Genomic DNA, 25915 nt, shown 5'->3' on the forward strand with positions numbered 1-25915 from the left:
TGTCTGACTCGGCGCCTGCTGACTCATATCATCAGGATTTGATTGTGTGACGACGGGAGGCGGTGTCTGATCCTGTTGGGGATCGGCAACCGCCTGTGCTACGACCGGCAGACTTACTGCAATCTGTGAATCATCCTCGCTGCATCCGGTCAAAGCCAGAAGTACCAGGAACCCTGCAAATTGGAAACGCATGATGACCTCTTAGTGTTTTTCAAATCTTCCGAACTATTCCGCTACTTCATTTCCACCACGACCTTTTGAATCTCACCGGTAAACGCATTTGGCGGCTCATATTCATGGGTTACCGGCTGTCCGGTATCTTCGCCAATACCGAAGGTATCGATACCAAAACGTCCGGCAACGGTCTCGGGTACTTCTCCGGTGGCGACCGTCTCGCCGTTGACCTTGAGCGCCAGTTTCGCCGCGCCACCGGGCTTTTCGCCCTGGTAATCGAAGTCCACCTCAATAGTCGCGTCACCGGAAACGGCTTTGTCACCTTTCAAAGTGGTGTGCTTTTCAAAAAAGTTGTAATCAAATACCGGTACGCCGCTATCCAGATACAACACTAGCCCGGCGGCCACGCCACCTACGGCCAGGATCACCCCTTCGGTCTTGGCACCCTCGGATTTCACATTCGCGGTCAGGGTCCAGGAAGCGTTCTTCATGGAAGGGCCGGCCACTTCGGGAATACGGACAGCGCCCGGGTAATAGGTGTAGATTTTTGAATCGGGAATGGCACCCGGCACCGGTGGCTTGGGCATACCCAGCCGGCCCGCACCGCGGTCGTCCATCGGATACACCTCGTTGTCCTGTGCAGCCTGATCAAACTTTTGCTTCAGTTCGGCGAGCTTGTCAGGATTCTCCGCGGCGAGGTTATTGGCCTCGGAGAAATCCTCGTTAAGGTTATAGAGTTCCCACTCGTCTTTCTCCCAATTGCCCGGGGCCAGATCCTGGCGCCAGGGCAGCGTATGCTGCGCGTTTGCCTTCCAGCCATCGGCATACATGGAGCGGTTGCTGAATACCTCGAAGTATTGCTCGCCACGCCCGCTAAATTGCGGGTCACTGAAACTGGCGAGGAACGACTTGCCCACCAGCGGCTTCTGCTCGATACCGTTGACCGTATCCGGCATGGGTACATTGGCGGCTTCCAGAATGGTGGGTACCACGTCTACAAGATGCAGAAAGGCGACCCGCGGTTGGTCATCGTGTTTGATCTTGGCGGGCCAGCGGATCACCATCGGGTTGCGGGTACCACCCAGATGTGAGGCAACCTGCTTAACCCACTGGAACGGCGTATTGCCCGCCCAGGCCCAGCCGACCGGGTAATGGGGTTCCGATTCCGGCCCGCCCAGCTTGTCGAGATTTTCCAGGATTTCGTCCAGGGTCGTCGGCAAGCCGTTCAGGTTTTTAATTTCATTCATGGTGCCGTCGGGCCCACCCTCTGCGGATGCGCCATTGTCACCAACGATGTAGATCACCAGCGTGTTGTCGGCATCGGGTAATTCATCCACCGCATCAATAAGACGCCCTACTTCGTGGTCGGTAAAGGCAAAGTAACCGGCAAAGTTTTCAAACAGCGCGTTGTAGGCTTTCTTCTGGTCATTACTCAGGCTATCCCACGCGGGCACCCACTCCGGCCGCTCCGTCAGTTTGGTATCGGCGGGAATAATGCCCATTTTCTTTTGCTGCTCGAACACCTCCTCACGGTATTTATCCCAGCCCATGTCGAACTTGCCCTTGAACTTTTCACGCCACTCTGCGGTGACATGGTGGGGTGCGTGCATGGCCCCCGGGGCGAAGTACATAAAGAAGGGTTTATCCGGGGCAACGGACTTGGCAAACTTCATGCGGGCGATGGCGCGGTCGGTCATGTCGGTCATGAAGTGGTAGCCCTCTTCCGGGGACTTATCCGGCTCCACCGGCACGGTGTTCTCAAACAGCACCGGATAATACTGGTGCGTTTCACCAGCGTTGAATCCATAGAAATAATCAAAGCCGAGCCCCGTCGGCCAGCGATCGAAGGGGCCGGATACCGTCGCTTCCCAGTCCGGGGTATTGTGGTTCTTGCCATACCACCAGGTGCTGTAGCCGTTATCTTTCAAGATTTCAGCAATAGTGGCGGTGCTTTTCGGAATATAGGCCGAATAGCTGGGAAAGCCCGTTGCCCACTCCATCAGGAAACCACTGCCCGACTGGTGATGGTTGCGCCCGGTCAACAGCGCCGCGCGCGACGGGCCGCAGATCGCCGTGGTATGGAAGCGGTTATAGCGCAGCCCCTGTGCGGCCAGCTCATCCAGATTGGGTGTGGGGATCAGCCCACCGAAGGTGGACGTTTGGCCAAAGCCGACGTCATCCAGAAGAATGACGATCACATTGGGCGCGCCCTTAGGTGCGGTGGGAACCTGTTGCCAGCTGGATTCGGATTCCTTGTAGGTCTTGCCGATCTTGCCTTCAAACGGTGACAGGTCATTGGGCAGATTTTTCCGGTCCGGCCAGGAAGCGCTGTCGGACGCCACCGAGCTGCTCGCTGATTTATCGTCAACAACGGCAATCGGTTTTGCATCCTCGCTGATCGCGCTTTTCGGCGCCTGCGTATCTGACGCCGGTGGCGCGGCATCTCGAGAGCAACCGGCTACTGCGAGGGACAACGCCAGTACCGACAAAGCGGCAGAAAAAAATTTCATCACAGTTATCCTTCCTTGGATTTTTTCTGGCTCATTCAGGGAATCTGAACAATACCAGGCTATACAACCATCCAAACAAGCTTACGGCGTATACCAGATCGGCGATGACCAGGCGCGCTGGCGAATGGTCTTGGGTAATTCCTCGGGATGCTCAACGCCGGCCTTTTTCGCGTCGTACATACTCCAACGGCACACCGGATTTTCCAGCACGCGGGCGTAGTAAAAGGCATGTTCTGCCGGGTCAAAGTCAGGATCCGTCCAGGTGGCCGCCAGTTGCGCGTCACCTTTGTCGGAGCTGATGGAGCAGTCTTCCAGATTAACGGTGGCGCCGTTGTCGGGGCACTGATGCGTTTTGGGATCCGGCTTTGCGCCGTCAGAGCAAGCGACGTCATAGGTCATTTCTTCCAGCTTGTCGTCCGCTGTGCGCCAGCCCTTGATGATTTGCAAACGAGCCAATGGAGCACTGTTGGGGTCCCGTTGCGCCCACAACATCAGCGTCGGCGCCTTGCCTTCCGGAGCTTCACCCAGATCGCCGCCCTGGGGCACACCACTCTGGTAACCAATTTCTACCCAATTGTTTTTCGTAGCCATGTCAGCGGGAAAACCGTAACCGGCGAACATCCGGATCTTGGTACGGGTACCACTGGTACCGAAGGTTTCCTTACGGTATAGCGCGTCCCAGATGCCCTCGCGTGTATTGCTTTCGGCCCAGACGCCCGCAATCCCGCCCGGGTTGTATAGCTTGGTAGGGTCGTCCTCGGCCTTCAGGCCCATCGCGAGTGCTGTAGGGTTCGGCTTGAGTCCCAGGCGTACTTCTGGAGCGCCGTCGTTATTGGCGTAATGCCCCTCGAAATCACTCTCGGTGGTATCACTGGGGGTACCGTTGTGGTTGTCGGTGGAGGCGATGATGCCCTGCTTGAACGGATTTACTCCCATCTTCGCCTGGTGACGCAGACCAAATATCAGGCCATTGCGCACTAATCCGTAGTCGTTGGTGCAGCCGGCAGTGTTTTCGCCCTCACATTTTGGGAACACCATTTCAAAGTTACAGGCCTCGTCCGTGGTCATGATCCCGGTCTGGCACTCGGAGTTGCCCTTCACCTGCATAACCTCTACCAGACGATCCATGCGTTCACGACGCTCGACAATGTCCTGAGTCCACTCGGAGCCGTCACTATTTTTTCCCCAGTAGAGGCGCCCCCAGTAAAAGTTCGGGTTGTGGGGAATGGTCAGCACCTGGCATTCTCCAGTGCAATTGGTTTCCAGCCATTTATGCAGCTCTTCTCCGGTACCCTCAAACGCAGAAAACACCGTTTTCGGTACCTTGGCACTGCGGAAAATGACATTGCGGTGCATCATGCCGCCACCGCCCTCCGGCGCGTTGGCGGAAAATTCGAACGCGACCAGGGATGTGAACTTGCCCGGTTCGTAGTTTTCAGCCGCCGCCTGCTGAATGCGGCCCCAGGGGCCGGTCACCGCGTCCACGCAGGTTTTGCCATCTTCGCCGCACAGATCCGCAAGACGCTTGGCCGGCGACTTTGAGATACCTGCGAATATTTCCTCGAAATATTTGATCTCGTTCGCACGCATCCCCTTACAGGTTTCCGTGTCGTAACCTTTCATTTCCGGGTTGGTGCAGATTTCGTATTCACCCAACGCCTCCGCATGATCGGTAATGGCGACAAAGTCCAGGGGCGAAATGATCTTCTTCTCCACACCGGTGGGCAGCTTTATCGTCTCCCCCTTGGCAAAGCGATAAGCCATAAAAGGGTCATTCAGGGCATTGCCGAAGATATAGGCATCCAATGAATAAGCCGTATGGATGTGAAGCTCGCCGAAGTAGGCGTCACGCAGTGGATTAGTGGGCACCTCGCTGCTGCCCCCTGCCTTGTTTACCGGAGTCGTCGTGGCGTCTGTCGGTATCGGCGTATCATTCGTTTCAGCGGTTTCGACGCTTTCAACCTCTGCCGTAGCATCCAGCCCGATTGATTCTTCCACTTTTTTGGGATCAGATTTATTGCTACAAGCGCCTAGTAAAAGCACCGCCAGAACGCAGATGCTGTATCGCACAGTAACACCTCATTTAACTAATATTTTTTCGGGCAACGTGAATCAAGGGGTATACCAAATAGGGCTGGAGAAGGCGCGCTCTTGCTGAACCATAGGCACCTTTTTATCCATCTCAATCTTGTTTCTCACCTTGTCGTACAGGGTCCAGCGGGGCGTGGGAATCTGTAGTACCCGCACGTAATACACAGCTTTATGCGCGGGATTGAACTCTTTGTCTTCGAAGTAACCGATTAACTGCGCATCGCCGATATCATCGGTGTACTTAGCGGTTTTCTTGTCTACCGTAGTACCCACATGCTGGATATGACCCTGGCTGTCCAGCTTGCGATTGCCCGACCACTTCACGTTGTAGACTTTTTCGTGGGTGTTTCCACTGCCATCCACCCAGCCTTTGATAATTTGAATACGATCCAGGTTTGCGCCTTGCGGGTCTTTCATGGCGGCAACGAGGAATTTGATTCGCTTGGTACCCTTATCGCCTTTCAGTTTGCCCCCCATTGGGACGCCTTTTTCATAACCGCGTTTGACCATATCCGCTTCGGCATCTTCCGGGCTGAAATCGAAACCACCGAAAAAGCGCAGGGTCATACGTGGGCCAGTGGTGGCAAACGTCTCCTTGCGCATCATGGCGTCCCAGATGGCTTCACGGGTATTTTCAGCCGCCCAGACCCCCATACTGCCGGAAGCCGCCATTTCCCAGCCCATGTAGACGTCGGTCGGCCCACTTAACAGGGGGAAGTCCCAACGGGTCTTGTTGCTGGGCTCAAGGGTTTTGAACTTGCCAAAGAAATTGTCGTCGTCCGGTGTGGACAAACCCGTGTGGGTATCTGTGCCGGCATTGGCACCGTACTGGAAGGGGTTGGTTCCGAGTTTATCTTCAAGCCGCATACCGGCCTTGAGGGCCGGGCGCCAGTATTCATATTTGAACGAGCCCGGTGGTTTGGGTTTTAAAATCAGATTGCCGCGGTCCCACAGATCCCAGTCGGAAAACTCGTCTTCCGGTGACAGGCTGGGATGGGATTCACTCTGCCCCTTGATCTGGGTGACTTCATACAGTGGCTCGTAGCGCGCGCGCATTTCCGCCCACTCTTTGGTCATGGGCGAGCCATCGAAACGCTTCTCCTCAAACATACGGCCATTGGACATATTGCCGTTGTGGGGAATGGCCAGCACCCGGCCACCGGTCTTGTCTTCGTAGGCTTTCATCCAGGCCCAGAGCTTTTCCGGGTCCTGGGTTTCGAAGGTGGTCAGAGGGAGTAAACTGCGGGTTTTACTGGCATCGTCACGGAAGATCACGTTGCGGTGCAAGTTGTCGCCACCATCCGCATTCACCGTCCATTCGTAGGCGATAAATGTGGTGAACTCACCGGGCTTATTGTACTTCTCGGCGGCATCAACGGTTTTCTCCCAGGCCGACTTCATCCACTTGGGGTCCATCACTTCCTTCGGTAACTTGCCTTCCGATTGCAGCACAATCAGCTCACTCTTGGCGTCCGCCGCCTTTTTTTCATCGCCGGAATTGAGAGCCTCGTTCCAGCGCTTCAGCGTCGGGTCCGCCATCATTTCCGGATTACCGGCTATGAGCTCATTGATTACGCCCATACCATCGGAATGGTCGGTAATCATGAACCAGTCATAAGGCCGACTGAGCCTGGTCGGGAGGCCAGTATTGGATTTCACTTCTTCGCCCAGGGCAAACCGATAGGCATCTTCCGGTGAGAGAATGGCACCATCCATTCCCGCATCGGCAGACCAGCCGGTGTGTACATGAGTATCGCCAAAATACGCCTCGGTCGGGTAAGACGTATTGGTCGGCCGCGAAGTCCGGGACGACGGCGCCGCTTCGGGCATAGGCGCCTTGCCTGTCGTGTCCGACACGGGGCCATCCGCGGTACCCAGTTCCTCGTCCACCAGGGTCCCACCTTTCCCGCCCGAAGCGTCATTCGCGGCCTGGTCTTCGCGATCTCCGCCACACGCCGACAGTGCAATGACCGCCACCAATACGGATAAAGACAAACCGTGCTTGTTCATTTTTTAGCTTCCCTAGCAAAAGAATCTTTAAATAACTTTGCCTCGAACTGATGCCAGTAACGGGGCAGAAAATTACGCTGTAAATGGGTGTCCAGCGATCACACGCTAACGCTGCTGATGCGCCAGTGAATTGATCAGCTTACTGACCTCGTCGACCTGCACCGACATACTCTCCTGCACCGGCGGAAACTCCTGGAAACTTTTGACAAATTTCTGAATCTCCCCAGCGGCTGGCCCCGATGTCCAGCTGCGGTTTTCCGCCCACTCGTCGTAGCCGCGCGCATCGATGAAACGTTCAAACGGGTCGAGTTTCAGGTTGATAATATAGGGCGTGGTTAAGGGTATCTGGCTGGCACGGAACCACTCTTCCTGATCGATAAACAGAAACTTCCAGTCGCCATGCCGCATACCATGAAAGGTAGTTTCGGTGAAGTAGAAGAATTCCTTACGCTTCGTTTTTCCTTGTTTCAACAGTATGTCGGTCTGGTCGTAGCCATCGAGATGCACCTTGAAGTTTTTGTCGCCAACCTTGGCGCCTGACAGCAACTTTTCTTTGATGTTGCTCTCGCCAACAATGGACAGGATGGTGGGAACCCAGTCTTCCATCGCCATAAATTCACCGGCGGAAACACCGGCGGGGATGTGCCCTTTCCAGCTCACGAGCATGGGAACACGAAAGCCGCCTTCCCAGCCACCGACACCTTTTTCTCCGTGGAACGGCTGATTGCCACCATCCGGCCAGGAATTCGACGCGGCGCCGTTGTCAGTGGAGAACATCACCAGGGTGTTGTCTGCCACGCCAAGCTCGTCCAGCAAATCCAGCAACTCGCCGACGATATCATCCAGTTCCATCATGCCGTCGGCGTAGATGCCGTAGCCGCTTTTTCCCTGATACTTCTTGTTCAGATTCGTCCGGTAGTGCATGCGCGTTGTGTTGTGCCTCACAAAAAATGGCTTTCCGGCTTTGACCGACTCGGTAATAAAACGCTTGGATTGTTCGAGCACTTCCCAGTCGAGATTGCGCTGGCGCTCCTGACCCCAGGCGCCCATGTCCTCGATTTGCTGCTTGCCATCGGACTGTGCCTTGGCGTGCACAACCCCACGCATTTTCAGCCCGTACTGCTTTTGTATTGCCGGGTCTTTCGGGTAATCGTATTGCTCGGGATATTCACCCGCATTCAGGTGATAGAGAATGCCAAAGAATTCATCAAACCCGTGCGCCGTTGGCAGGTGCTCATCCCGGTCACCCAGGTGGTTTTTTCCGAATTGGCCAGTGACATAACCGTGTGGCTTGAGCAGCTCCGCCATCGTCGGTGTCTCAGCTTTGATGCCCTGTTCGGCGCCAGGCAGACCAACGGTACTGAGACCGATCCGCATGGGATACCGACCGGTAATAAACGACGCCCGCCCTGCGGTGCAGGACGCATGGGCATAGTGATCCATGAAAATCATGCCGTCTTTGGCAATGCGATCGATATTAGGGGTCGAGCCTCCCATCATTCCGCGGTGGTAGGCGCTGACATTCCACATACCAATATCATCACCCCAGATAATGAGTATATTGGGCTTTTCCGCGGCACTGACGACCAGTGCCGCCACGCACAGATAGAGGGCGGCTACACACTGGCACAATGTTTTCATTATTACCTCTGAAGAACATTAAATTTATTGAAGGCCTTCCGGAATCCGGCTGAAGGAAGTATAGGCACCGAATATTCCCCCAACGGTTAATTGGCGGCGAAGGCTCTCCTTTTGAAAATAGGATAAAGTTTCAGGGCTTCTATAATCAGCTGTCGCCAAGAGACCGCGAAATACGATAATTTGGGCACTGTTTTCGAACATCAGTGATCACCACTCAGCCAGCATTAAGGGGAAACCATGGCTCAGGGTTCAAAGAAAGCCGTTCTATACGCCATTTGTGTCAACGCAATCATCACCGTCTTGAAAGGAATTGCCGCAATGGCCACTCATTCCGCGGCAATGATGAACGAAGCGGTACACAGCCTGATGGACACCCTCAACCAGGTGTTCCTGTTGATCGGCCTCAAACGCGGCAGCCAGCCCGCCGATACGCAGTACGCCTTCGGGCACGGCCAGAAGAAATACCTGTGGAACCTGTGGAGCGCCATCGGCCTTTTTTCCATCGGCTGTGGCCTCGGTCTCGCCCATGCCTGGCACGCCTGGCACAATCTGGGACACATCCAACGCCCCGAAGCCATATCCGTGTTCGGCATGGAAATTGCGCCTATCTGGATTTCAGCGGTGGTGCTGGTCATCGCCTTCCTGCTGGAAGGTTATGTGTTAATGGTGGCAGGGAAAGAATTTCTCTCGCGCATGCGTGCGGAAGGTAAGCGCAACCCCTTCCGCTACCTCGCCGATGCCGATGACCCGACACTAATTGCCGTACTGCTGGAGGATTCCATCGCAGTGACCGGGGTGATTCTTGCCGCCACCGGTATCGGCATGACCCAGTCTACCGGCAACCCTATGTGGGATATCGGCTTCTCTGTATTGATTGCCCTGATGCTCGGGTTTACCGCGATCTTTCTCGGAAAGATCAATATGCGCTACCTCACCAATATTCGCGATAAGGACGCCGAGCGCGCCTTCCATGACATCGTCAAACATCATCGCGAGGTAGAGCGCTATCACGACCTGCGTTCGGTGATCGTCGACGACACCCACACCGTGGTCGTGGCGGAAGTTGAACTGCGGGAAGAAGTATTGATGCGGGATATGCGGGAGCGGATTAGCAATCACGAGCGCCAGCTCCTGGAGCGAGTGCCGGAACACCGGCGCACCGGGGCCGTACTGGAATATGCGGAGACCCGCGCAATTGTGCAGGCGACACTGGAGGCAACCGAAGAGCTGATTGATGAGCTGGAAACCGAATTGAAACAGCGCTGCCCCAGGGTTTTCCATCTCACGATTGAAATTGACGGCATAGCGCCACCGTCGAAACTGGACAACCCGCAGCAATTAAACGAGGGACTGTGAGGCTCCACCGATACGCTATGGATGCCTCAATAAAATGACAGTGCCGGCTTCAGGCCGGCGCTATTTCGGCGGTAACGAACCGGCAAATTCCACGCCTTTATTTACCCAACCATTCAGGTCTTCGACAATCGCATCTTCTTCGACATAGACCATGCCTTTGAGGGGTCTGCCGGTGTAATCCATTGGACGTGTGTAGCGCTCACCCAGTGCATCCTGGTAGTTGTCTGGCCCCACCCGGACCATCAGTTCTTCGCCCACCACACCACAGGCCATATTGCCGTTGAGCATAAAGGCCAGGCCACCGAACATCTGCTTTTCACTCAGGCCATCGCTCTCTTTCAGCAGGTAGCGCACTTTCTTCGCCAGCTCTTCGTTGTAAGCCATTACTCACTCCTTCCTTTATAAATTCTGTCGTGGAAAATCAGGCAGCCGGTGCCGCACCGGGTTTTCGGGTGCAGGTTCAAATAGGCTTGGATAGGTTCGCGTGCGCAGGTGTAGCAGGTGTATAGGGAGATGTAATTCTTCTGACTGGCAAAATCGTTGTGCAACGCCTGAATACGCTCACTACGCTTGGGAGGGAGCAGGCTAATATACTCAGCAAGTAGTTGCGGAATCTGCGCCATGCGAGAAAATTTTTTGCCATTATCGTTGTAAGTGTAGCAAAGAATATGAAAGGCGCCGGCTGGCAGGAGATTTTCTCCCCTACCCGCTATCCGGCCAGGTCATTGACGGGGTTATGAGCCGCTAACGGCGGTCAATCGAGCATTTCCAGGCGGCCGCCATTGAGGTGATACATGGCGCCGACAATCTTGAGCTTGCCCTCTTTCTCCAGCGCAGAGAGGATTTCGCTCTCATCGCGGATTTCATTCATCGCCCGGCGTACATTGCTGGCCGCGACCAGGTCGACAAACTCGTCATTCTTGCTGCTACGGTCACCGTCATAGGCGGTGGCCTTTACCGCTGGTTTGATTTCATCCAGCAACTGGGTGAGCTTGCCCATTTTTACACCATCAATGGCGCCTTTCACTGCGCCACAGGCGGTATGCCCCATCACCAGAATCACCTTGGCACCAGCCGCCGCGCAGGCAAACTCGAGGCTGCCAACCACATCGTCATTACAGATATTGCCGGCCACCCGGGTATTGAAGGATTCACCCAGCCCCATATCCAGCAGTATTTCAGCCGGCGTCCGCGAGTCGATACAGCTGAGAATGGCCGCTGCCGGATATTGCCCGGTGGCACTGGCGCGCTTCTGGGCCAGATAATCGTGCTGCTGCATTTTGCCATTGCGAAAGCGTTCGTTGCCCTGCTTCAGCATTTGAATCACGTCGTCTGGGCTCATGGCATCGCGCGCCTCTTTACTCAGCGCCGCGGCGTAGCTCACTCCGGAAAAGCCCGTAAGCCCGACACCGGCAGCCATGCCCACTGCGCCAGCGCCGAGCGCGGCTTTTAACAGGCCTCGTCGGGAAGTATCCGGTGACTGGCTGGAATGCGTTTCCGTGGGTTTTCTGTTCATGCTTCGCCTCGTCTACAAAGCTCGTATACAAAGAAGGATATTACCGGCCTCGGCGGCGGCACTCCTTTGAGCGTAGACGATTCTGGCGTCATTGAGCCCCATTCAAGGAACTTGCCTCAACCATCAGATCCGCGAGACTTGAACAACGCCCGCACCGGATACAACAGCTGTCCGAGATAACTGCGGGGCAGGCGCACGGTGGTCCCATACTCTGCAGGCCAGTGCTGCTCAGGCATGTGGTAGGTATTAAAAAGACGATCAAACAACACCGTATGCGCGGAATAATTGGTATCGATGGCGGGCTTTTCCGAGCTGTGGTGCCAGTGGTGGAATTGCGGCGTGACGAAAATGTATTTCAGGGGACCGAAGGAAAACCGCAGGTTACTGTGAATCAAAATCGCCTGCAGTGCTGCAAAGGCAACGTAGATATCCAGTGCCGCCTGGCCTGCGCCCAACAGGTACAGAGGTACCATTACCATCGCACGCTCGGAAAAGACCTGGATAAAATGCCCTCGTGATCCGGCCAACCAGTCCATGCTCTCTACCGAGTGGTGCACCGCGTGCACCGGCCAGAGCACGCGTACCTCGTGATACAGACGATGTTCCCAGTAAAGTACAAAATCGGCGCAGATGATGATCAAACAGACCTGCAGCAATACCGGCACAGACTGCACCGCTTGTTGCACACTCTCACTCACCGCCCAGTGGAAATGACTGGCATGGTAGTTGCCATAAATCAGGATGGCGGAAATCATCAGGTGATTGAAACAGAAATAAAAAAGGTCCAGCCCCCACTCGTCCCGCAAAATCACCTGGTTACGGTATTTGGGGAACAGCTTCTCCAGCGTCATGAACACAGCAACCGAACCAAGAAAGGCAAGGATCAGCCAGTCAATCCCCAGTGACAGACGCACCGGTTCCACCGGCCCCACAGGAATATCGTAGCCACCAAACACAAAACCCAGCGACGTCAGCGCGATGCCAGCGAGGCCCAGCCGTTTGTGACGGTTAAGGAACAAGGTCAGCAAGCCGAAAAACAGGGAAAAGTACATGCCGTACTTGAGGACCTGCTGAAGAAAGGCCGCATCGTAAACCTGGCGCAATTCAATCGTAGTGAGATAAGCCGGATAGCGGTAAGCCAGCACCGCCAGCAAGCTCAAAACTCCGAGTGTTACTGACAGGTATCCACTGATTTTTCCTTCCCCCCAGCGAAATTCACTGCTTCGATCCAGTGGAACCCGCCGCTTCCGGTATTGATATTCTGCTTCCATCAGACGTCCCTGTTTGAATATGACTTTTCGAATTGCGCGAGATAGTACTACCGAGCTGTGATGCGATACCAGTTTGCTACTTAACAGCCAACGGAAGATGGTTTAAGTTCTGCCCCCCTGATAGTTCGACAAGAATGATTGAGTAGCCCGCCGTATGAACACGCCCCGATTTTTCGCCAGCAGCCAGGCAATTCGCCTGGGCGCCATCTTACTGAGCATCCTGGCACTTCCCCTCACGGCTACGGCCGCATTCGCCACCGGCTATCAACCGCTAGGCCAGACGTGCGATGGGTTGCCTCAACTCCCCGTCGGCACCATGCCGGGCACCTGCCTCGGGCTACTGGCAGGCACCGACTCCGGAGATGCCTTTATCAAGCCCCGCAAAGCTCTGGAGCTCCCCGAAGGTAACCAAATTCTGGTTACTGACATGGGCGGCTGGGGCGGGGGTAAAGGCATCCTCTGGCTGCTTGAATACAAAGAAGACGGTTATAGACAGCGGAAACACACGCGCAAACTCATTACCGGAATGAACCTGCCCCACGACATCAAGCTCGGCCCTGACGGACTGATTTACGTGGGTGAAGCCAATCAAATTACCCGCTTCCAGCTTCAGGGTGACCAAGTGATCCAGCGGGAAACGGTAATCGATGGCCTGCCCTACACCGCCGGCGACCACCTGCACCCACTGACCAGTTTTGTCTTCCTGCCCGGCGGCGACCTTCTGGTAAACGCGGGCTCGAAAACCGATGACTGCGGCCTGAGTTCCGAACAACAAACCTGTAGCGAACTCAACACCACAGGTCTTCGCCGCTATCGCTATCAGGCAGAGCGCAACCAGTGGGCCGGTGACTTCACGCTGTATGCCACTGGCCTACGCAATTCCATGGCCCTGGTGGTACACCCCAGCGGTACCGTACTGCAGGGAGAAAACAGCACAGACTTTAAAGACGCCGAGGAGCCCTATGAAGAAATCAATGTAATCCAGCCTGGCGGTTTCTACGGCTGGCCTTACTGTTTCAACCGGCGGTTGAGCGTCGGTAAAGACAGCGCGCACTGTGATCGCCCGGACTACGTCGAGCCCTACAGCCTGATGCCTCCCCACGTGGCCCCCCTGGATATGCTGTATTACGACGGTGATTTACTGCCCTCGTTAAAAAATCAATTACTGGTCAGCTGGCACGGCTATCGGGTGGTGGGTAACAGACTGGTCAGCTACGCGACTTCCTCCGACGGGCTGCCGCAACTGACGGAGCGGGTTACGTTCAATCGCGATCCCATCGCCCCCGCGCAGGTATTCACCCAACACACCATGGCCCCCCGCGGCGGCTCCAGTGCCGATGCGCAGCACCAGGAAGTGATTGGCCGATGGAATAAGGTCGATGGATTGCGACCGGAAGGCGCGCCCGTCGGCTTGCTGCAACTGAAAGACGGCTCGCTGCTGATCGTCGATGACAAAAACGCGGCGCTATTGCGCCTCTCCCGCGGGGAAGCCTATACGGGAGTCAGCCAACAACAGCAGCTTGCACAGATCGACGGAATACATTTCGACGGGGCGACACGGCAGCTGCTGCTGAACAATTGCACCGGTTGTCACCTGGAGCTGCAGGGGAACCCTGGAGAACTGCTCAACCGGATTGACGGTTGGCTGCAGAAAAAAGACGGCGCGACGCTGCTGGAGCAAAAACTGACCAGCGACTCCGGGTTTATGCCACCCACCGGCAAGCTGAATCGTCGCGATATTGCGACCATCCTTTCGTCATTGAATAAAGACGATTGATCGCACGCACAAACTGAAATCTGGCAAACATTTCTGCAGATACAAAAAAACCGCTCATCAGAGCGGTTTTTTTTTGTTTTATGCCGACATGGATCTGTGATCAGTCGACAAATACCCGCGCGTTGCGGAACAGGCGCATCCAGCCGGAATCCTCCTGCCAGTCGTCCGGGTGCCAGCTGTTGCTGACCGCACGGGCGACGCGCTCCGGGTGCGGCATCATGATGGTGACGCGACCGTCTTCGGAACACAGAGAGGTAATACCGTTGACCGAGCCGTTGGGGTTGGCCGGGTAGGTTTCGGTAATCTGCTGGTTGTTGTTCAGGAAACGCATGGCGATAGTGCCGGATTTTTCACAGGCCTCCAGCGCTTTCTGGTCTGCAAATTCCACACGGCCTTCACCGTGGGCCACCGCCACCGGCATGTAGGAACCGGCCATGCCCTTGAACAGTACCGACGGGGATTCTTCCACGCCCACTAACGCAAAGCGCGCTTCGTACTGCTCGGACAGGTTGCGCACAAAGCGCGGCCAGTGATCGGCACCCGGGATCAATTCCTTGATCACGGAGAACATCTGACAGCCGTTGCACACGCCGAGACCGAAGGTGTCCTTGCGGTTGAAGAAGCCTTCAAACTGATCGCGAGCGCGGTCGTTGAACAGGATGGTTTTGGCCCAACCTTCACCGGCACCCAGCACGTCACCGTAAGAGAAGCCACCACAACCCACCAGACCCTTGAACTGGTCCAGTTCGACACGGCCACTGAGGATATCGCTCATGTGCACGTCGACGGCGTTGAAGCCGGCGCGGTGGAAGGAATGTGCCATTTCCACCTGGCTGTTGACGCCCTGCTCCCGCAGGATGGCAATCTTCGGACGCACACCTTTCTTGATATAAGGTGCCGCGATGTCCTCGTTGATGTCGTAGCTCAGGCTTACCGACAGGCCCGGGTCCTGCTGTGCCGTCTTGGCAATGGCATCGAACTCCTGCTTGGCACAGTCGGCGTTATCGCGCAGGGACTGGATGCGGTAGCTGGTCTCAGACCAGATCTGCTGCAGCTCAGCGCGCTTGCGGTTGAAGATCTGCTTGCCGTTACGGGTAATGCGCAGCTGCTCTTTGTCGTTCAGTTCACCGATCTGGTGGGCGGGAACACCCACCGCCGCAAAACGCATCACCAGCATTTCCGCTTCCGACGCCGGTACCTGCAGTACCGCACCCAGCTCTTCGTTAAACAGCGCGGCAATAGGATCGTCACCCAGGTCGAAGACTTCCACATCGACACCCACACGGCCGGCAAAGCTCATTTCCGCCAGGGTGGCGAACAGGCCGCCGTCGGCGCGGTCGTGGTAGGCAATGACTTTTTCTTCTTCCAGCAACTGCTGCATGACTTCGAAGAAGGCTTTTAAGCGTTTGGCGTCATCCAGGTCAGCGGGCTTGTCGCCCAGCTCGTTGTATACCTGCGCCAGGCAGGAGGCGCCGAGGCGGTTTTTACCCGCACCAAGGTCCACCAGGATCAACTCGCTCTCGCCTTTCTTGGTGCGGCGCAGTTGCGGGGTCACCACTTTGCGCACATCCGATACCGGCGAGAAGGCAGAAATTACCAGCGACATAGGCGCGGTAACGGCCTTGTCTGCACCACCGTCGTTCCAGGCGGTACGCATGGACATGGAGTCTTTGCCGACCGGGATGGTGATATTCAGGTCCGGGCACAGCTCCATACCGACCGCTTCCACGGTGCGGTACAGTTTTTCTTCCTCGCCCGGGTGGCCGGCGGCGCACATCCAGTTGGCGGAAAGTTTGATGTCGGACAGCTGCTTGATCGGGGTACAGGCGATGTTGGTGATGGCTTCACCCACCGCCAAGCGACCGGACGCGGGGGCATCCAGCAGCGCTACCGGGGTGCGCTCACCCATGGACATGGCTTCGCCCTTGGTGCTGTCGTAGGCCACGGTGGTCACGGCGCAGTCTGCTACCGGCACCTGCCAGGGGCCAACCATCTGATCTCGGCTCACCTGGCCAGTTACGGTACGGTCGCCGATCGTAATCAGGAAGTTCTTGCTGGCCACGGTGGGCAGGCGCAGTACGCGCTCGGCGGCTTCGTTCAGGTCGATGTTGCTGGTATCGAACGCCGTGGTCGCTACCTCTACCTTGCTCGCCTCGCGGTGCATTTTCGGCGGCTTGCCGAACAGCACGGACATCGGCAGGTCTACCGGCTTGGCATCCAGTTGCTTGTCATTCAGGGTCAGGTGTTTCTCGCTGGTGGCCTCACCCACAACAGCGAAAGGCGCGCGCTCGCGCTCGCAGATCTGCTGGAAGCGCTCCAGGTCGCCCGGCATCACGGCCAGAACGTAGCGTTCCTGGGATTCGTTACACCAGATTTCCAGCGGGCTCATGCCCGGCTCGTCAGAAGGCACATTGCGCAGCTCGAAGTTGCCACCGGTGCCGCCGTCTTTTACCAGCTCCGGGAAGGCATTGGACAGGCCGCCGGCGCCCACATCGTGAATGAAGGCGATCGGGTTCTTGGCACCCAGCTGCCAGCACTGGTCGATGACCTCCTGACAACGGCGCTCGATTTCCGGGTTCTGGCGCTGTACCGAGGCAAAGTCCAGATCTTCCGAGCTGGAGCCGCTGGCCATACTGGAAGCGGCACCACCACCCAGGCCGATCAGCATCGCCGGGCCACCCAGCACAATCAGCTTGGCACCGGGCTGGAATTCAGGCTTGTCGACATGCTCTTCGCGGATGTTGCCGTAGCCACCGGCCAGCATGATCGGCTTGTGGTAGCCGCGGCGCTCGCCATTGAAGTCTTCCTCGAAGGTACGGAAGTAACCACAGATGTTGGGGCGACCAAATTCGTTGTTGAAGGCGGCACCACCGATGGGACCTTCGATCATGATGTCCAGCGCGGTCACAATGCGCTCTGGCTTGCCGTAGTTCACTTCCCAGGGCTGCAGGTAGCCCGGGATCTGCAGGTTAGACACGGTAAAGCCGGTCAGGCCCACTTTGGGCTTGGAGCCACGGCCCACAGCGCCCTCGTCACGGATTTCACCGCCGGCACCGGTGCCAGCACCGGAGAATGGCGCAATGGCAGTCGGATGGTTGTGGGTTTCCACCTTCATTAATAGATGGATGGCTTCCTGGCTGAATCCGTACTCTTTGGTTTCCGGATCGGGATAGAAGCGCCCAGCCTCGTGACCGACCACCACCGCGGCGTTATCCGCGTAGGCAGACAGCACGTCCTCGCCACCCAGGCGGTAGGTGTTCTTGATCATGCCGAACAGGGAGTGCGGCATCTCTTCGCCGTCGATAGTCCAGCTGGCATTGAAGATCTTGTGACGGCAGTGCTCGGAGTTCGCCTGGGCGAACATCATCAACTCCACGTCGGTGGGGTTGCGCTCCAGCTCTTCAAAGCTGGTCATCAGGTAATCGATTTCGTCGTCGGCCAGGGCCAGGCCCAGGCTGACATTGGCGCCTTCCAGCGCCTCGCGACCGCCTTCCAGGATGTCCACACTGCCCATGGGGCGTGCATCTTCCACTTGGAACAGTTGTTCCGCCTGTTCGAGCGTACCGTAAACGCTCTCCACCATGCGGTCGTGCAATGCAGCCGCCAGCTCGCCCCATTCAGCCTCGGTTAATTTGACACCGGTAATGTAGTAGGCAAGACCCCGCTCCAGGCGGTGGATCTGGGTCAGGCCCGCGTTGTGCGCAATATCCGTGGCCTTGGAGGACCAGGGTGAAATGGTGCCCGGACGGGGCACTACCAGCAGCAGCGCGCCTTCCGGCTGGTGCTTCTCCTCGGTGGGGCCGTACTGCAGCAGGCGCTCCAGCAGCACCTGATCTTTTTTGCCGAGTTTTTCACTGTCGGCAAAGTGCACGAATTCGGCGTACACGTCAGCAATGGCAGGCTGCAGCGCGCGAAGTTGAGTAAGGAGTTTTTGATGGCGAAATTTCGACAGTGCAGGAGCACCACGCAGAACTAGCATCGCGGGAGTAGGCCTCTTCTCTGGATTTGAGCACCTGTGGGGCGGCAGCATTCGGGCTATGGCCGATCAATGCAAGGTCTAGAAAAAGGTCTAGAGAGTACCGCACAGGGACTGAAGGGTATCGTGAGCGCGCGCATTGTACCTGAAGCACCGCCGCTCCAACACTGCCATTAGTGCAGTAAAGATGAAGGCGCTCCCACTGACCACCTCTAGGGACTATTTCAGTGTCGCGGATTACCCCTTAGACACTCCAGAGACAAGGTGGAGAATGCCCTGGGCCCGAAGCAAAACAGGCGCGATCTACTACACTTAACTGGTCAAAACAAGCCGACCGTTCACAAAGTATCAGACGACAGTAACAAGAAATTAGTCAGAGCAACGGGGTTTAAGGTAAAATTGCCGCGCTTTTGACCCAAGCCTGCGTAAATAATAGACAGCGCAGCTTTAGCCGGGGGTGGCAATGGAGCCGCAACCCACGGGAAACAACGCCTGCAGCCGAACTTCCTCTTCGCTGGGGCAATGACAATAAAGCAAAGAACGGACTCGAGGGACCAACTTATGATCATGAAAAGCCGACTGTTGCGATACAGCCGCCGCCTGCTGAAAGGTGCGGCGCTGGCCTGTTGTGCTTCTCTGTTGGTGGCCAGCAAGGCGCCTAGCCTGCTGGAGCAGGTCAAAGTATCCGGTAAGCTGGTGGTACTTTCGCAGAATGGCCCAACGACCTACTTCGAAGACGCCAACGGTAATTACACCGGTTTTGAATACGGCATGCTCAAGGCCTTTGCCAAGGAACTGGGCGTAAAGCTGGAAATCCGCGACGTCCATGACCTGAGCCACCTGTTCCGGGAACTCGAAAACCCCGAATCCGGCGCCCACTTGGCCGCCGCGGGTCTGACGGTTACCCCGGAGCGCCGCGCCCAGGTACGCTTTGCCCCCTCCTATTTTGAAATTCGCCAGCAGGTCATCTACCGCCTGGGCGAGTCTCGTCCGCGCAGTGTTGCCGATCTGGCGGATAAAAATATCGCGGTGATTGCCGGCAGTGCCCACGCGGAACAGTTGCGTAAACTCTCGCACCGCTACCCGGACCTGACCTGGGAAGAGATATCCGATGTGGACGCCATGGAACTGGTGGAAATGGTGCACGAGGGCAAATACCACTACGCGATCGTAGACTCCAATGCCTATGCGGTGCACCGCGGCCTCTACCCCAATACCCACATCGCCTTCAACCTGACCCAGTTCCAGCCGGTCTCCTGGGCCTTTCCCCGGGGCGACGACGACAGCCTCTACCGCGCAGCGCGCAATTTCATGCTGCGCGCCAATACCAGCGGCCTGGTCGCCGAGCTGCGGGAGCTGTATTTCGGCCATGTGAGCAAGATGAATGTGGGCGGCGCCCAGACCTTTGCCCAGCTGACCCGGGATCGCCTGCCAAACTGGCGCGAAGAGCTGCAGAAGGCCGCCGACAAGTATGAACTGGACTGGGAGCTGCTGGCGGCCCTGAGCTACCAGGAGTCCCACTGGAACCCTCGCGCCAAATCCCCTACCGGGGTGCGCGGCCTGATGATGCTGACCCGGGCTACCGCGCGGGAGATGGGCGTCAACCGCCTGGACCCCATCGAAAGTATCGACGGCGGCGCGCGCTACTTTGTGCAGGTACGCGACAAAATCCCCGAGCGTATCCGCGAACCGGACCGCACCTGGATGGCGCTGGCCGCCTACAACATCGGCTACGGTCACCTTGAAGACGCGCGGGTGCTGACCCAGAAGCTGGGTGGAAACGCCGATCGCTGGTCCGACGTGCGCGACAACCTGCCGCTGCTGGCCAAGCGCCAGCACTACAAACACCTGAAGCACGGCTATGCCCGCGGCTGGGAACCGGTCACTTACGTGCAGAATATCCGCCACTATCAGGCGCTCCTGACCTGGACCAGCCGGATCGAGGAGCAGCGCCTCGCAGCCGCCGCCGCCAATGACGATGGTGAATCCCTGGCGGATGCGCCCCTGGCCGAGGCCAGCGGAGCTGCCCCGGCGCTCTGATCAGTACAGCTACTCTACCTACCCTACCTACGAAAACAGGCGGCCTTGGCCGCCTGTTTTACGTTTAACTCCCACAGAAATTCAGTCGGAATTGATCCCCCATACCGCCGTGCCATCCCCGGACAGGGCAGAGAAAGTGACCTCATAGCGGTACCGCACCTGGTTCCACTGCCTGGACACCACCCCCTGATAGCTGACGCCGTTCAGGGTCAGGGTGACGGCTCGGGTCACTTCGTTGTAAATCCAGCTGCCAGACTGGGCACCGCTGATGCTGCCACCAGCGTTCAACTGGATATTGCTGGACCCTTTGATACTGGCGGTAATGTCCTTGCCGTGATTGACCAGCTGATAGCTGCCGGGTATTTCGCTCGCGTATACCGCCTCAAGCTGTTCCCGGGTGCGGCCCGAATTGCTGCCATCGACCTTTTCCGCATAGCGCAGCGGCGCCACCACCGGCCAGCCCGCATCATTGATAAAGAACTCGTGCACCCGCACCTCGTGCTCTTCACCACGGTTGGGGAAGCGGGTGTGGAAGAAGATAAAGTACTGCCCCGTGTCCTCCTTGCGATAGGCAGAGTTGTGCCCCGGGGATACGTACCCCAGCTGGTTATTACTGTTGGCAAACAGGTAATTACCCATCAACTTGACCCCGTGCGGCGCAATACTGGCATCGTCAAATATGCTCCCCGCGGCACCTTTGACGCTGGCCATATCGGTACCACTAGCGTCGTAGTAGGGGCCGTCAGGTCTGGTCGCGCGGGCAACCCGGATGTTGTAACCGCCGTCCGCCGCCAGGCCGCCGTAGCTTACAAACATGTAGTAGTAACCGGTGTCCGGGGCATACAGGGTATAGGCCGCCTCAATACGGGCGTGATTACCACCCATCAGATGCTTGCCATAACCCTGCCCGGCATAGGGAAAACCAGTCGCAGGATTGAGCTCCATGATAAAAATGCCGCCGGAATAAGAGCCGTAGGTCATCCACAAACGATTGTCGGCACTGCGAAACACCACCGGGTCCACCACATTGGGATGCACCGTCGCATCGTAAACGGCGCCGTCCTCGCTGGCCTCGCCCCACATACCCGACTTCAGGAAAATACCGCGATCGCTGTAAGGCCCCTCGATACTGGAAGACGCCGCAATGCCCATGGCAGACCGGGGAGAATCGCCGCGGCAGGCGTTGTAGAACATCAGGTACTCACCGTTCATCTGAATCACATCCGGTGCCCACAGGGTGCTGGTCTGCGCCCAGCTCAGGGCCTCGGAAAGCTCAGAGGTCACATCATTGAACAGCGGGTTATTCGCAAACACCCCATCGGCCACCCGCTCCCAACTGGTGAGATAACTGGAGCGCGCAGCACTCAGGTGCGAGCCAAATACGTAGTACTGATTATTGGCACGGATCACCGATGGATCGTGCACCGCAATATTGCCGAAACTGGGGCTGGCGTAATTGATGGACTCAGGTTGGCTGGATTTGAGCAGGTTCAGGGACCACAGCTGGGCATCGCCTCCCCACCAGGACCACTGACCAATATTGGCGCCATCACTGGTATCCCAGTTGAGCAAATCCAGTGCCTTGCCGGAGTGCTTGTTGATCAGCGAAAAATACCCGTTGCCCCGGTCAATGATGGTCCAGGTCTGGGTGTTTCCGCCCCAGTAGGCCCACTGGGCGATATTGGCACCGTCGCTGGTATCAAAGTTGTACACCTCCATCGCCAGGCCGCTGTGGGCATTGATCACCGAGTAATCGTCACCGCTGATATGGGTAATCACCCATTGCTGGGTGGCATGGCCGTTGCCCGGCCACTGGTTGATGTTGGCACCATTGGCGGTGTCGCCATTTCCCACTTCAACCAGCTTGCCACTGTGTTTGGAAACAATGGAATAGGTACCGTTTTCGATCATCGCGTTGGCACTGGTACTGATACCCAGGCCGAATACGACCATAAGCGAGCATGCTCGCCACAGTTGTTTTAAAGACATATAAGCCTCGTCGCTATTTATTATTTGGACCAGACTGCACGTCGGGAATCGACGCTTGGCCACAGGGGAGCCAGGTGGGAACCACGATGAATATCATCCCGGAAATGGCGTATTTTTTATTGTTGTGTACCTGCTCGACACCGGGCCTACAGACGGCCTCGGAGCCAGCGAGCAGTTTTATAATACAATATCACCTAATAAACAAACGACGTATTCACTTCCCCTCCACAGCAAATTGCAATTGCGACCCAGCACGCAATCCTGTGACGCCGGCGCGACAGCCATACCTCGCTCTGGTATCACTTACCCGATTGCGCCCGCCCACCCCGCTACAGAGAGCGTGCAAGTCGCGCAATTCCTCCTATGCTTATTTTCATTGGCCCAATCAATTTCGCGCCAGCAGCAAAACATCACCTGGAGTATTTATGGTTCGTCCCCTTTTGATCGCCGCTGTCCTGTCCACTCTCCTGTCCTCTCTTCTGTCGACCGGCTGCAGCCGACAATCCGACACCCATGACCCGGACCACTCCACGAACAAAACCCCGCAAACCGAAACCGAGGTACGCGAGGAAGTCATCGTGGACGAGTCCACCGCCCCTCCGGCAACATCCCCCGAGACGAGCGAGAACCTGAGCGGTGAAAACCCGAACAGCGAAGGTCAGTTAATTTGTAATGCGGAATGGTTCGAGTGGGTGAATGGCCAGCTGATGACCCGCTATAGAGAAGCAATCGCCGAGCAGTATCCGGATGGCATGCCTTCCGTGGGAAGCCAGGAATGGTTTATCGCCGCTGACAAGCTCACCGGTGGCGACGGCGCCCACGGCCCCGACGGCGGCAGCGACGAATGGTGCTTTATGATGCAACAGCGCCTGGGGAGTAGCGACTAACGCCAACATCAGTTGCGTTTTGTTTCATTGAATACAAGAGTGAATAGCATGAAGAACGTCAAAAATTCACTGCTCGCCGTCACCCTCAGCAGCTTCGCCATGGTGGGTGCTGGACAGGCCAGCGCCAAAGATGAATTGCCGCCACCCGGTGCGATGGCACTCTCGGTGCTACTGACCAAACTGGAGCAACAGGGCTTTACCCCAATCGTCGACGCCTCCCTGGACAAGGGGCGCTGGGAGATTGAAGCCTATAAAGAAGGCAAAAAGTGGGAGCTGGAGGTAGACCCGAATAGCGGGGAAATCCTTGAATCAAAAATCGACAATGACTGACCGACAACAATACGATGCATGACGCAATCCACCCAGATCAAAACTGAAAGCCGCGCGCTGCTCCAGACCCTGGAGCAGCTGATCGGTAGCGACGCAGTCGTCACCGACCCGCAACGCAACGAGCACTACCGCAAAGGTTTCCGCTCCGGTGAGGGGCCGGCACTGGCTGTGGTATTTCCGCGGCATTTGTTTGACCTGTGGCAGGTATTGCAGGCCTGCGTGGATGTCGGTGCAATCATCATCATGCAAGCCGCCAACACCGGCTTGACCGAAGGCTCCACCCCCAGCGGTTCCGACTACGACCGCGACCTGGTGATCATCAATACACTGCAGATGAACGCCATCCACCTGCTGGGCGAAGGCAACCACAGAGGTGAGCAGATTGTCGCCCTTCCCGGCGCCACGCTGCACGGTCTGGAAAAACGCCTCGTACCTCTTAAACGCGCCCCCCATTCGGAAATCGGCTCTTCCTGTATCGGCGCTTCCATTGTTGGCGGTATTGCAAACAATTCTGGCGGCGCCCTGTGCCAGCGCGGACCGGCTTACACCGAACTGGCCGTCTATGCGCAGGTGGACAAATCCGGGCAACTGCAACTCATTAACAATCTCGGGATTGCATTGGGAAATTCCCCGCAGGAAATACTCACTAACCTCGAACGCGGCACTTTTTCTACTGCAGTAACGCCCGACACAGTGCCGCCCTACTCTGAAACAAACCCGAAGCCGCGCATGGCGTCGGACGGGGAGTACATTGAACGCATCCGCAATATTGATGCAGACACCCCCGCGCGCTTCAATGCCGACCCGCGGCGATTGTTTGAAGCCAGCGGCTGCGCCGGCAAGCTGGCGGTGTTCGCCGTGCGGCTGGATACATTTCCGGTTCCCGAACGTACCCAGACGTTTTATATCGGCAGTAACAGCCCGGCGGTCTTCGCCCGCCTGCGTCGCGGGTTACTCAGTGAATTACCACAGCTACCAGTACTCGGCGAATACCTGCACCGGGATATGTTTGACCTGGCGGCGACTTACGGCAAAGACAGCTTCTATATCATCGAGAAACTCGGCACCGGAAGAATGCCGCAGTTTTTCAACATCAAGGGGCGTATGGATGCCTGGCTGGAAAAGCGCCGTTTCCTGCCGCGCTTTTTCAGCGACCGTCTGTTGCAGAAGCTCAGCCGCTTGCTACCCCAGCACCTGCCAGAGCGCATGCTGGCGTATCGCGACCAATACGAGCATCACCTGATTCTGAAAGTGGCGGATCCGGGTATCGAAAGTACGCAACAGTGGCTGCAGAATTTCTTTGCCGGGAGTCAAAATCTGGGCGCCTTTTTCAATTGCAATGAGGAGGAGGCGCGCAAGGCCATGCTGCACCGCTTTGTCTCTGCCGGTGCCGCCATGCGCTATCAGTCGATTCACGAAAAAACCGTGGGGGAGTTACTGCCGCTGGACATCGCCCTGCGACGCAATGATTTGGACTGGCAGGAGCAACTGCCTGCGAACATTGCCGATCAGCTGGAACAGCGGCTCTACTACGGCCACTTCCTCTGCCATGTGTTCCACCAGGATTACGTCCTGAAGAAAGACGCAGACCCGAAGGCGGTCAAACAGGCCATGCTGGCGCTACTGGACCAGCGTGGCGCCTGCTACCCGGCAGAACACAATGTGGGGCACCTGTATCAGGCGCCGGATGCCCAGCGGGATTTTTTTGAGCGGCTGGACCCCACCAACACCTTCAACCCGGGTATCGGCAAGACCGATAAAACCCGGCGTTGCTGCAACTGCGGCTAGCCCCACCCAAAGCTCCAGTCCCGGCCTGAACGTTTGCTACAACTCGAACGTAACCTGGCTGGAACCCGGCTTCAACGTATAGCTTTCCGTTTTGCCATCGCGGGTCACGTTTACCGTATTGACCTGATCCCGTTCGATTTCCATCAGCATGGATTGCGACAGTTTCAATGTTTTCCCCTGCACTTCCGCCAGGGGAATTTCCTGGTACACCCACACATCGTGCACATCGGACTCCATACCCACCCACTTGGGTTTCAGGCGCGCGCCGTCGGCGGTCCCCAGCTGGAAGCGGTCATTCACGTAGGCTTCCATCTGCTTCTGGGCATCCGTCATTTCCTTACTGGCGCTGAGGGACAGGGCGCGCTCGATATCCGCCACGAAAAAGCGGTGAGAGATTTCCAGGGATTGGGTGCGCTCATTGACCGAAAGCTCGGTTATCCCGAAATGGTAACGGTGGGCCTCGGCGTTGGCCGTCAGCAGTAACAGCGACAACACCCAAAAGCCAAAGTGCAACAAGCGGCTATTTCCGTATTGCATGATTGATACCTCAAAATTACAC

General features: G+C 56.8%; 16 protein-coding genes. 6 read left to right on the forward strand and 10 right to left on the reverse strand.

What is annotated here, in order from left to right:
* Positions 1 to 233 precede the first annotated feature (233 nt).
* From GRX76_RS15225 to GRX76_RS15240, 4 genes are all read right to left on the reverse strand, one after another.
* A complete protein-coding gene (locus GRX76_RS15225; protein WP_160154090.1) occupies positions 234 to 2684 on the reverse strand; it encodes an arylsulfatase in 2451 nt (816 codons plus the stop codon).
* Positions 2685 to 2765: 81 nt separating this feature from the next.
* Positions 2766 to 4682 (reverse strand): DUF3604 domain-containing protein, encoded by a 1917-nt coding sequence (locus GRX76_RS15230; protein WP_160154091.1) that lies wholly within the window; start codon positions 4680 to 4682, stop codon positions 2766 to 2768.
* A 114-nt stretch (positions 4683 to 4796) separates the two neighbouring features.
* Positions 4797 to 6785 (reverse strand): DUF3604 domain-containing protein, encoded by a 1989-nt coding sequence (locus GRX76_RS15235; RefSeq protein WP_160154092.1) that lies wholly within the window; start codon positions 6783 to 6785, stop codon positions 4797 to 4799.
* Between the two features lie 105 nt (positions 6786 to 6890).
* Positions 6891 to 8426, reverse strand: a complete 1536-nt coding sequence (locus tag GRX76_RS15240; RefSeq protein WP_160154093.1) for an arylsulfatase — start codon at positions 8424 to 8426, stop codon at positions 6891 to 6893.
* A gap of 237 nt (positions 8427 to 8663) precedes the next feature.
* On the opposite strand from GRX76_RS15240, the gene GRX76_RS15245 reads away from it, so the two are divergent.
* Positions 8664 to 9782 carry a cation diffusion facilitator family transporter gene (locus GRX76_RS15245; RefSeq protein WP_160154094.1) on the forward strand — a complete coding sequence of 373 codons (1119 nt, stop codon included), beginning with the start codon at positions 8664 to 8666 and terminating at the stop codon, positions 9780 to 9782.
* Positions 9783 to 9842: 60 nt separating this feature from the next.
* Here GRX76_RS15245 and GRX76_RS15250 read toward each other — a convergent pair whose 3' ends face one another.
* The 3 genes from GRX76_RS15250 to GRX76_RS15260 all read right to left on the reverse strand — a co-directional run bounded on the left by GRX76_RS15250 (position 9843) and on the right by GRX76_RS15260 (position 12569).
* Complete coding sequence (locus GRX76_RS15250) at positions 9843 to 10166, reverse strand: TfoX/Sxy family protein (RefSeq protein ID WP_160154095.1); 324 nt, start codon at positions 10164 to 10166, stop codon at positions 9843 to 9845.
* A gap of 370 nt (positions 10167 to 10536) precedes the next feature.
* Entirely contained in the window at positions 10537 to 11298 is a 762-nt protein-coding gene (locus GRX76_RS15255) for a carbonic anhydrase family protein (RefSeq protein ID WP_160154096.1), read from the reverse strand.
* 116 nt (positions 11299 to 11414) lie between these two features.
* Positions 11415 to 12569, reverse strand: coding sequence for a sterol desaturase family protein (locus GRX76_RS15260; RefSeq protein ID WP_160154097.1), 1155 nt, complete (start codon positions 12567 to 12569; stop codon positions 11415 to 11417).
* 154 nt (positions 12570 to 12723) lie between these two features.
* Here GRX76_RS15260 and GRX76_RS15265 point away from each other — a divergent pair, with 154 nt between their 5' ends.
* Entirely contained in the window at positions 12724 to 14346 is a 1623-nt protein-coding gene (locus GRX76_RS15265; RefSeq protein ID WP_160154098.1) for a sorbosone dehydrogenase family protein, read from the forward strand.
* A 100-nt stretch (positions 14347 to 14446) separates the two neighbouring features.
* On the opposite strand, the gene purL is transcribed toward GRX76_RS15265, so the two are convergent.
* Positions 14447 to 18325 (reverse strand): phosphoribosylformylglycinamidine synthase, encoded by a 3879-nt coding sequence (purL, locus tag GRX76_RS15270; protein WP_201276836.1) that lies wholly within the window; start codon positions 18323 to 18325, stop codon positions 14447 to 14449.
* Positions 18326 to 18883: 558 nt separating this feature from the next.
* Here purL and mltF point away from each other — a divergent pair.
* Entirely contained in the window at positions 18884 to 20362 is a 1479-nt protein-coding gene (gene mltF, locus GRX76_RS15275; RefSeq protein WP_160154100.1) for a membrane-bound lytic murein transglycosylase MltF, read from the forward strand.
* An 81-nt stretch (positions 20363 to 20443) separates the two neighbouring features.
* Here the strand turns inward: mltF and GRX76_RS15280 are convergent, their stop codons facing one another.
* Complete coding sequence (locus GRX76_RS15280) at positions 20444 to 22351, reverse strand: RICIN domain-containing protein (protein ID WP_236250398.1); 1908 nt, start codon at positions 22349 to 22351, stop codon at positions 20444 to 20446.
* Between the two features lie 425 nt (positions 22352 to 22776).
* Between GRX76_RS15280 and GRX76_RS15285 the strand changes: the two genes are divergently transcribed.
* From GRX76_RS15285 to dld, 3 genes are read left to right on the forward strand one after another with little or no spacing between them, the layout of a single operon-like run.
* Complete coding sequence (locus tag GRX76_RS15285) at positions 22777 to 23238, forward strand: hypothetical protein (protein WP_160154101.1); 462 nt, start codon at positions 22777 to 22779, stop codon at positions 23236 to 23238.
* A gap of 48 nt (positions 23239 to 23286) precedes the next feature.
* Entirely contained in the window at positions 23287 to 23568 is a 282-nt protein-coding gene (locus GRX76_RS15290) for a PepSY domain-containing protein (protein ID WP_160154102.1), read from the forward strand.
* Positions 23569 to 23586: 18 nt separating this feature from the next.
* Positions 23587 to 25356, forward strand: coding sequence for a D-lactate dehydrogenase (dld, locus tag GRX76_RS15295; RefSeq protein ID WP_160154103.1), 1770 nt, complete (start codon positions 23587 to 23589; stop codon positions 25354 to 25356).
* 36 nt (positions 25357 to 25392) lie between these two features.
* Here the strand turns inward: dld and GRX76_RS15300 are convergent, their stop codons facing one another.
* Positions 25393 to 25893 carry a DUF6702 family protein gene (locus GRX76_RS15300; protein WP_201276837.1) on the reverse strand — a complete coding sequence of 167 codons (501 nt, stop codon included), beginning with the start codon at positions 25891 to 25893 and terminating at the stop codon, positions 25393 to 25395.
* Between the last annotated feature and the right edge of the window lie 22 nt (positions 25894 to 25915).

This window comes from Microbulbifer sp. ALW1, assembly GCF_009903625.1.
Taxonomy (GTDB): Bacteria; Pseudomonadota; Gammaproteobacteria; order Pseudomonadales; family Cellvibrionaceae; genus Microbulbifer.

What these genes read in the sequence shown, in the direction of transcription:
- GRX76_RS15225 (WP_160154090.1), bottom strand. Translation starts at nt 2,684, where the DNA reads ATGAAATTTTTTTCTGCCGCTTTGTCGGTACTGGCGTTGTCCCTCGCA.
- GRX76_RS15235 (WP_160154092.1), bottom strand. Translation starts at nt 6,785, where the DNA reads ATGAACAAGCACGGTTTGTCTTTATCCGTATTGGTGGCGGTCATTGCA.
- GRX76_RS15240 (WP_160154093.1), bottom strand. Translation starts at nt 8,426, where the DNA reads ATGAAAACATTGTGCCAGTGTGTAGCCGCCCTCTATCTGTGCGTGGCG.
- GRX76_RS15245 (WP_160154094.1), top strand. Translation starts at nt 8,664, where the DNA reads ATGGCTCAGGGTTCAAAGAAAGCCGTTCTATACGCCATTTGTGTCAAC.
- GRX76_RS15250 (WP_160154095.1), bottom strand. Translation starts at nt 10,166, where the DNA reads ATGGCTTACAACGAAGAGCTGGCGAAGAAAGTGCGCTACCTGCTGAAA.
- GRX76_RS15255 (WP_160154096.1), bottom strand. Translation starts at nt 11,298, where the DNA reads ATGAACAGAAAACCCACGGAAACGCATTCCAGCCAGTCACCGGATACT.
- GRX76_RS15260 (WP_160154097.1), bottom strand. Translation starts at nt 12,569, where the DNA reads ATGGAAGCAGAATATCAATACCGGAAGCGGCGGGTTCCACTGGATCGA.
- GRX76_RS15265 (WP_160154098.1), top strand. Translation starts at nt 12,724, where the DNA reads ATGAACACGCCCCGATTTTTCGCCAGCAGCCAGGCAATTCGCCTGGGC.
- purL (WP_201276836.1), bottom strand. Translation starts at nt 18,325, where the DNA reads ATGCTAGTTCTGCGTGGTGCTCCTGCACTGTCGAAATTTCGCCATCAA.
- mltF (WP_160154100.1), top strand. Translation starts at nt 18,884, where the DNA reads ATGATCATGAAAAGCCGACTGTTGCGATACAGCCGCCGCCTGCTGAAA.
- GRX76_RS15280 (WP_236250398.1), bottom strand. Translation starts at nt 22,351, where the DNA reads ATGTCTTTAAAACAACTGTGGCGAGCATGCTCGCTTATGGTCGTATTC.
- GRX76_RS15285 (WP_160154101.1), top strand. Translation starts at nt 22,777, where the DNA reads ATGGTTCGTCCCCTTTTGATCGCCGCTGTCCTGTCCACTCTCCTGTCC.
- GRX76_RS15290 (WP_160154102.1), top strand. Translation starts at nt 23,287, where the DNA reads ATGAAGAACGTCAAAAATTCACTGCTCGCCGTCACCCTCAGCAGCTTC.
- dld (WP_160154103.1), top strand. Translation starts at nt 23,587, where the DNA reads ATGACGCAATCCACCCAGATCAAAACTGAAAGCCGCGCGCTGCTCCAG.
- GRX76_RS15300 (WP_201276837.1), bottom strand. Translation starts at nt 25,893, where the DNA reads ATGCAATACGGAAATAGCCGCTTGTTGCACTTTGGCTTTTGGGTGTTG.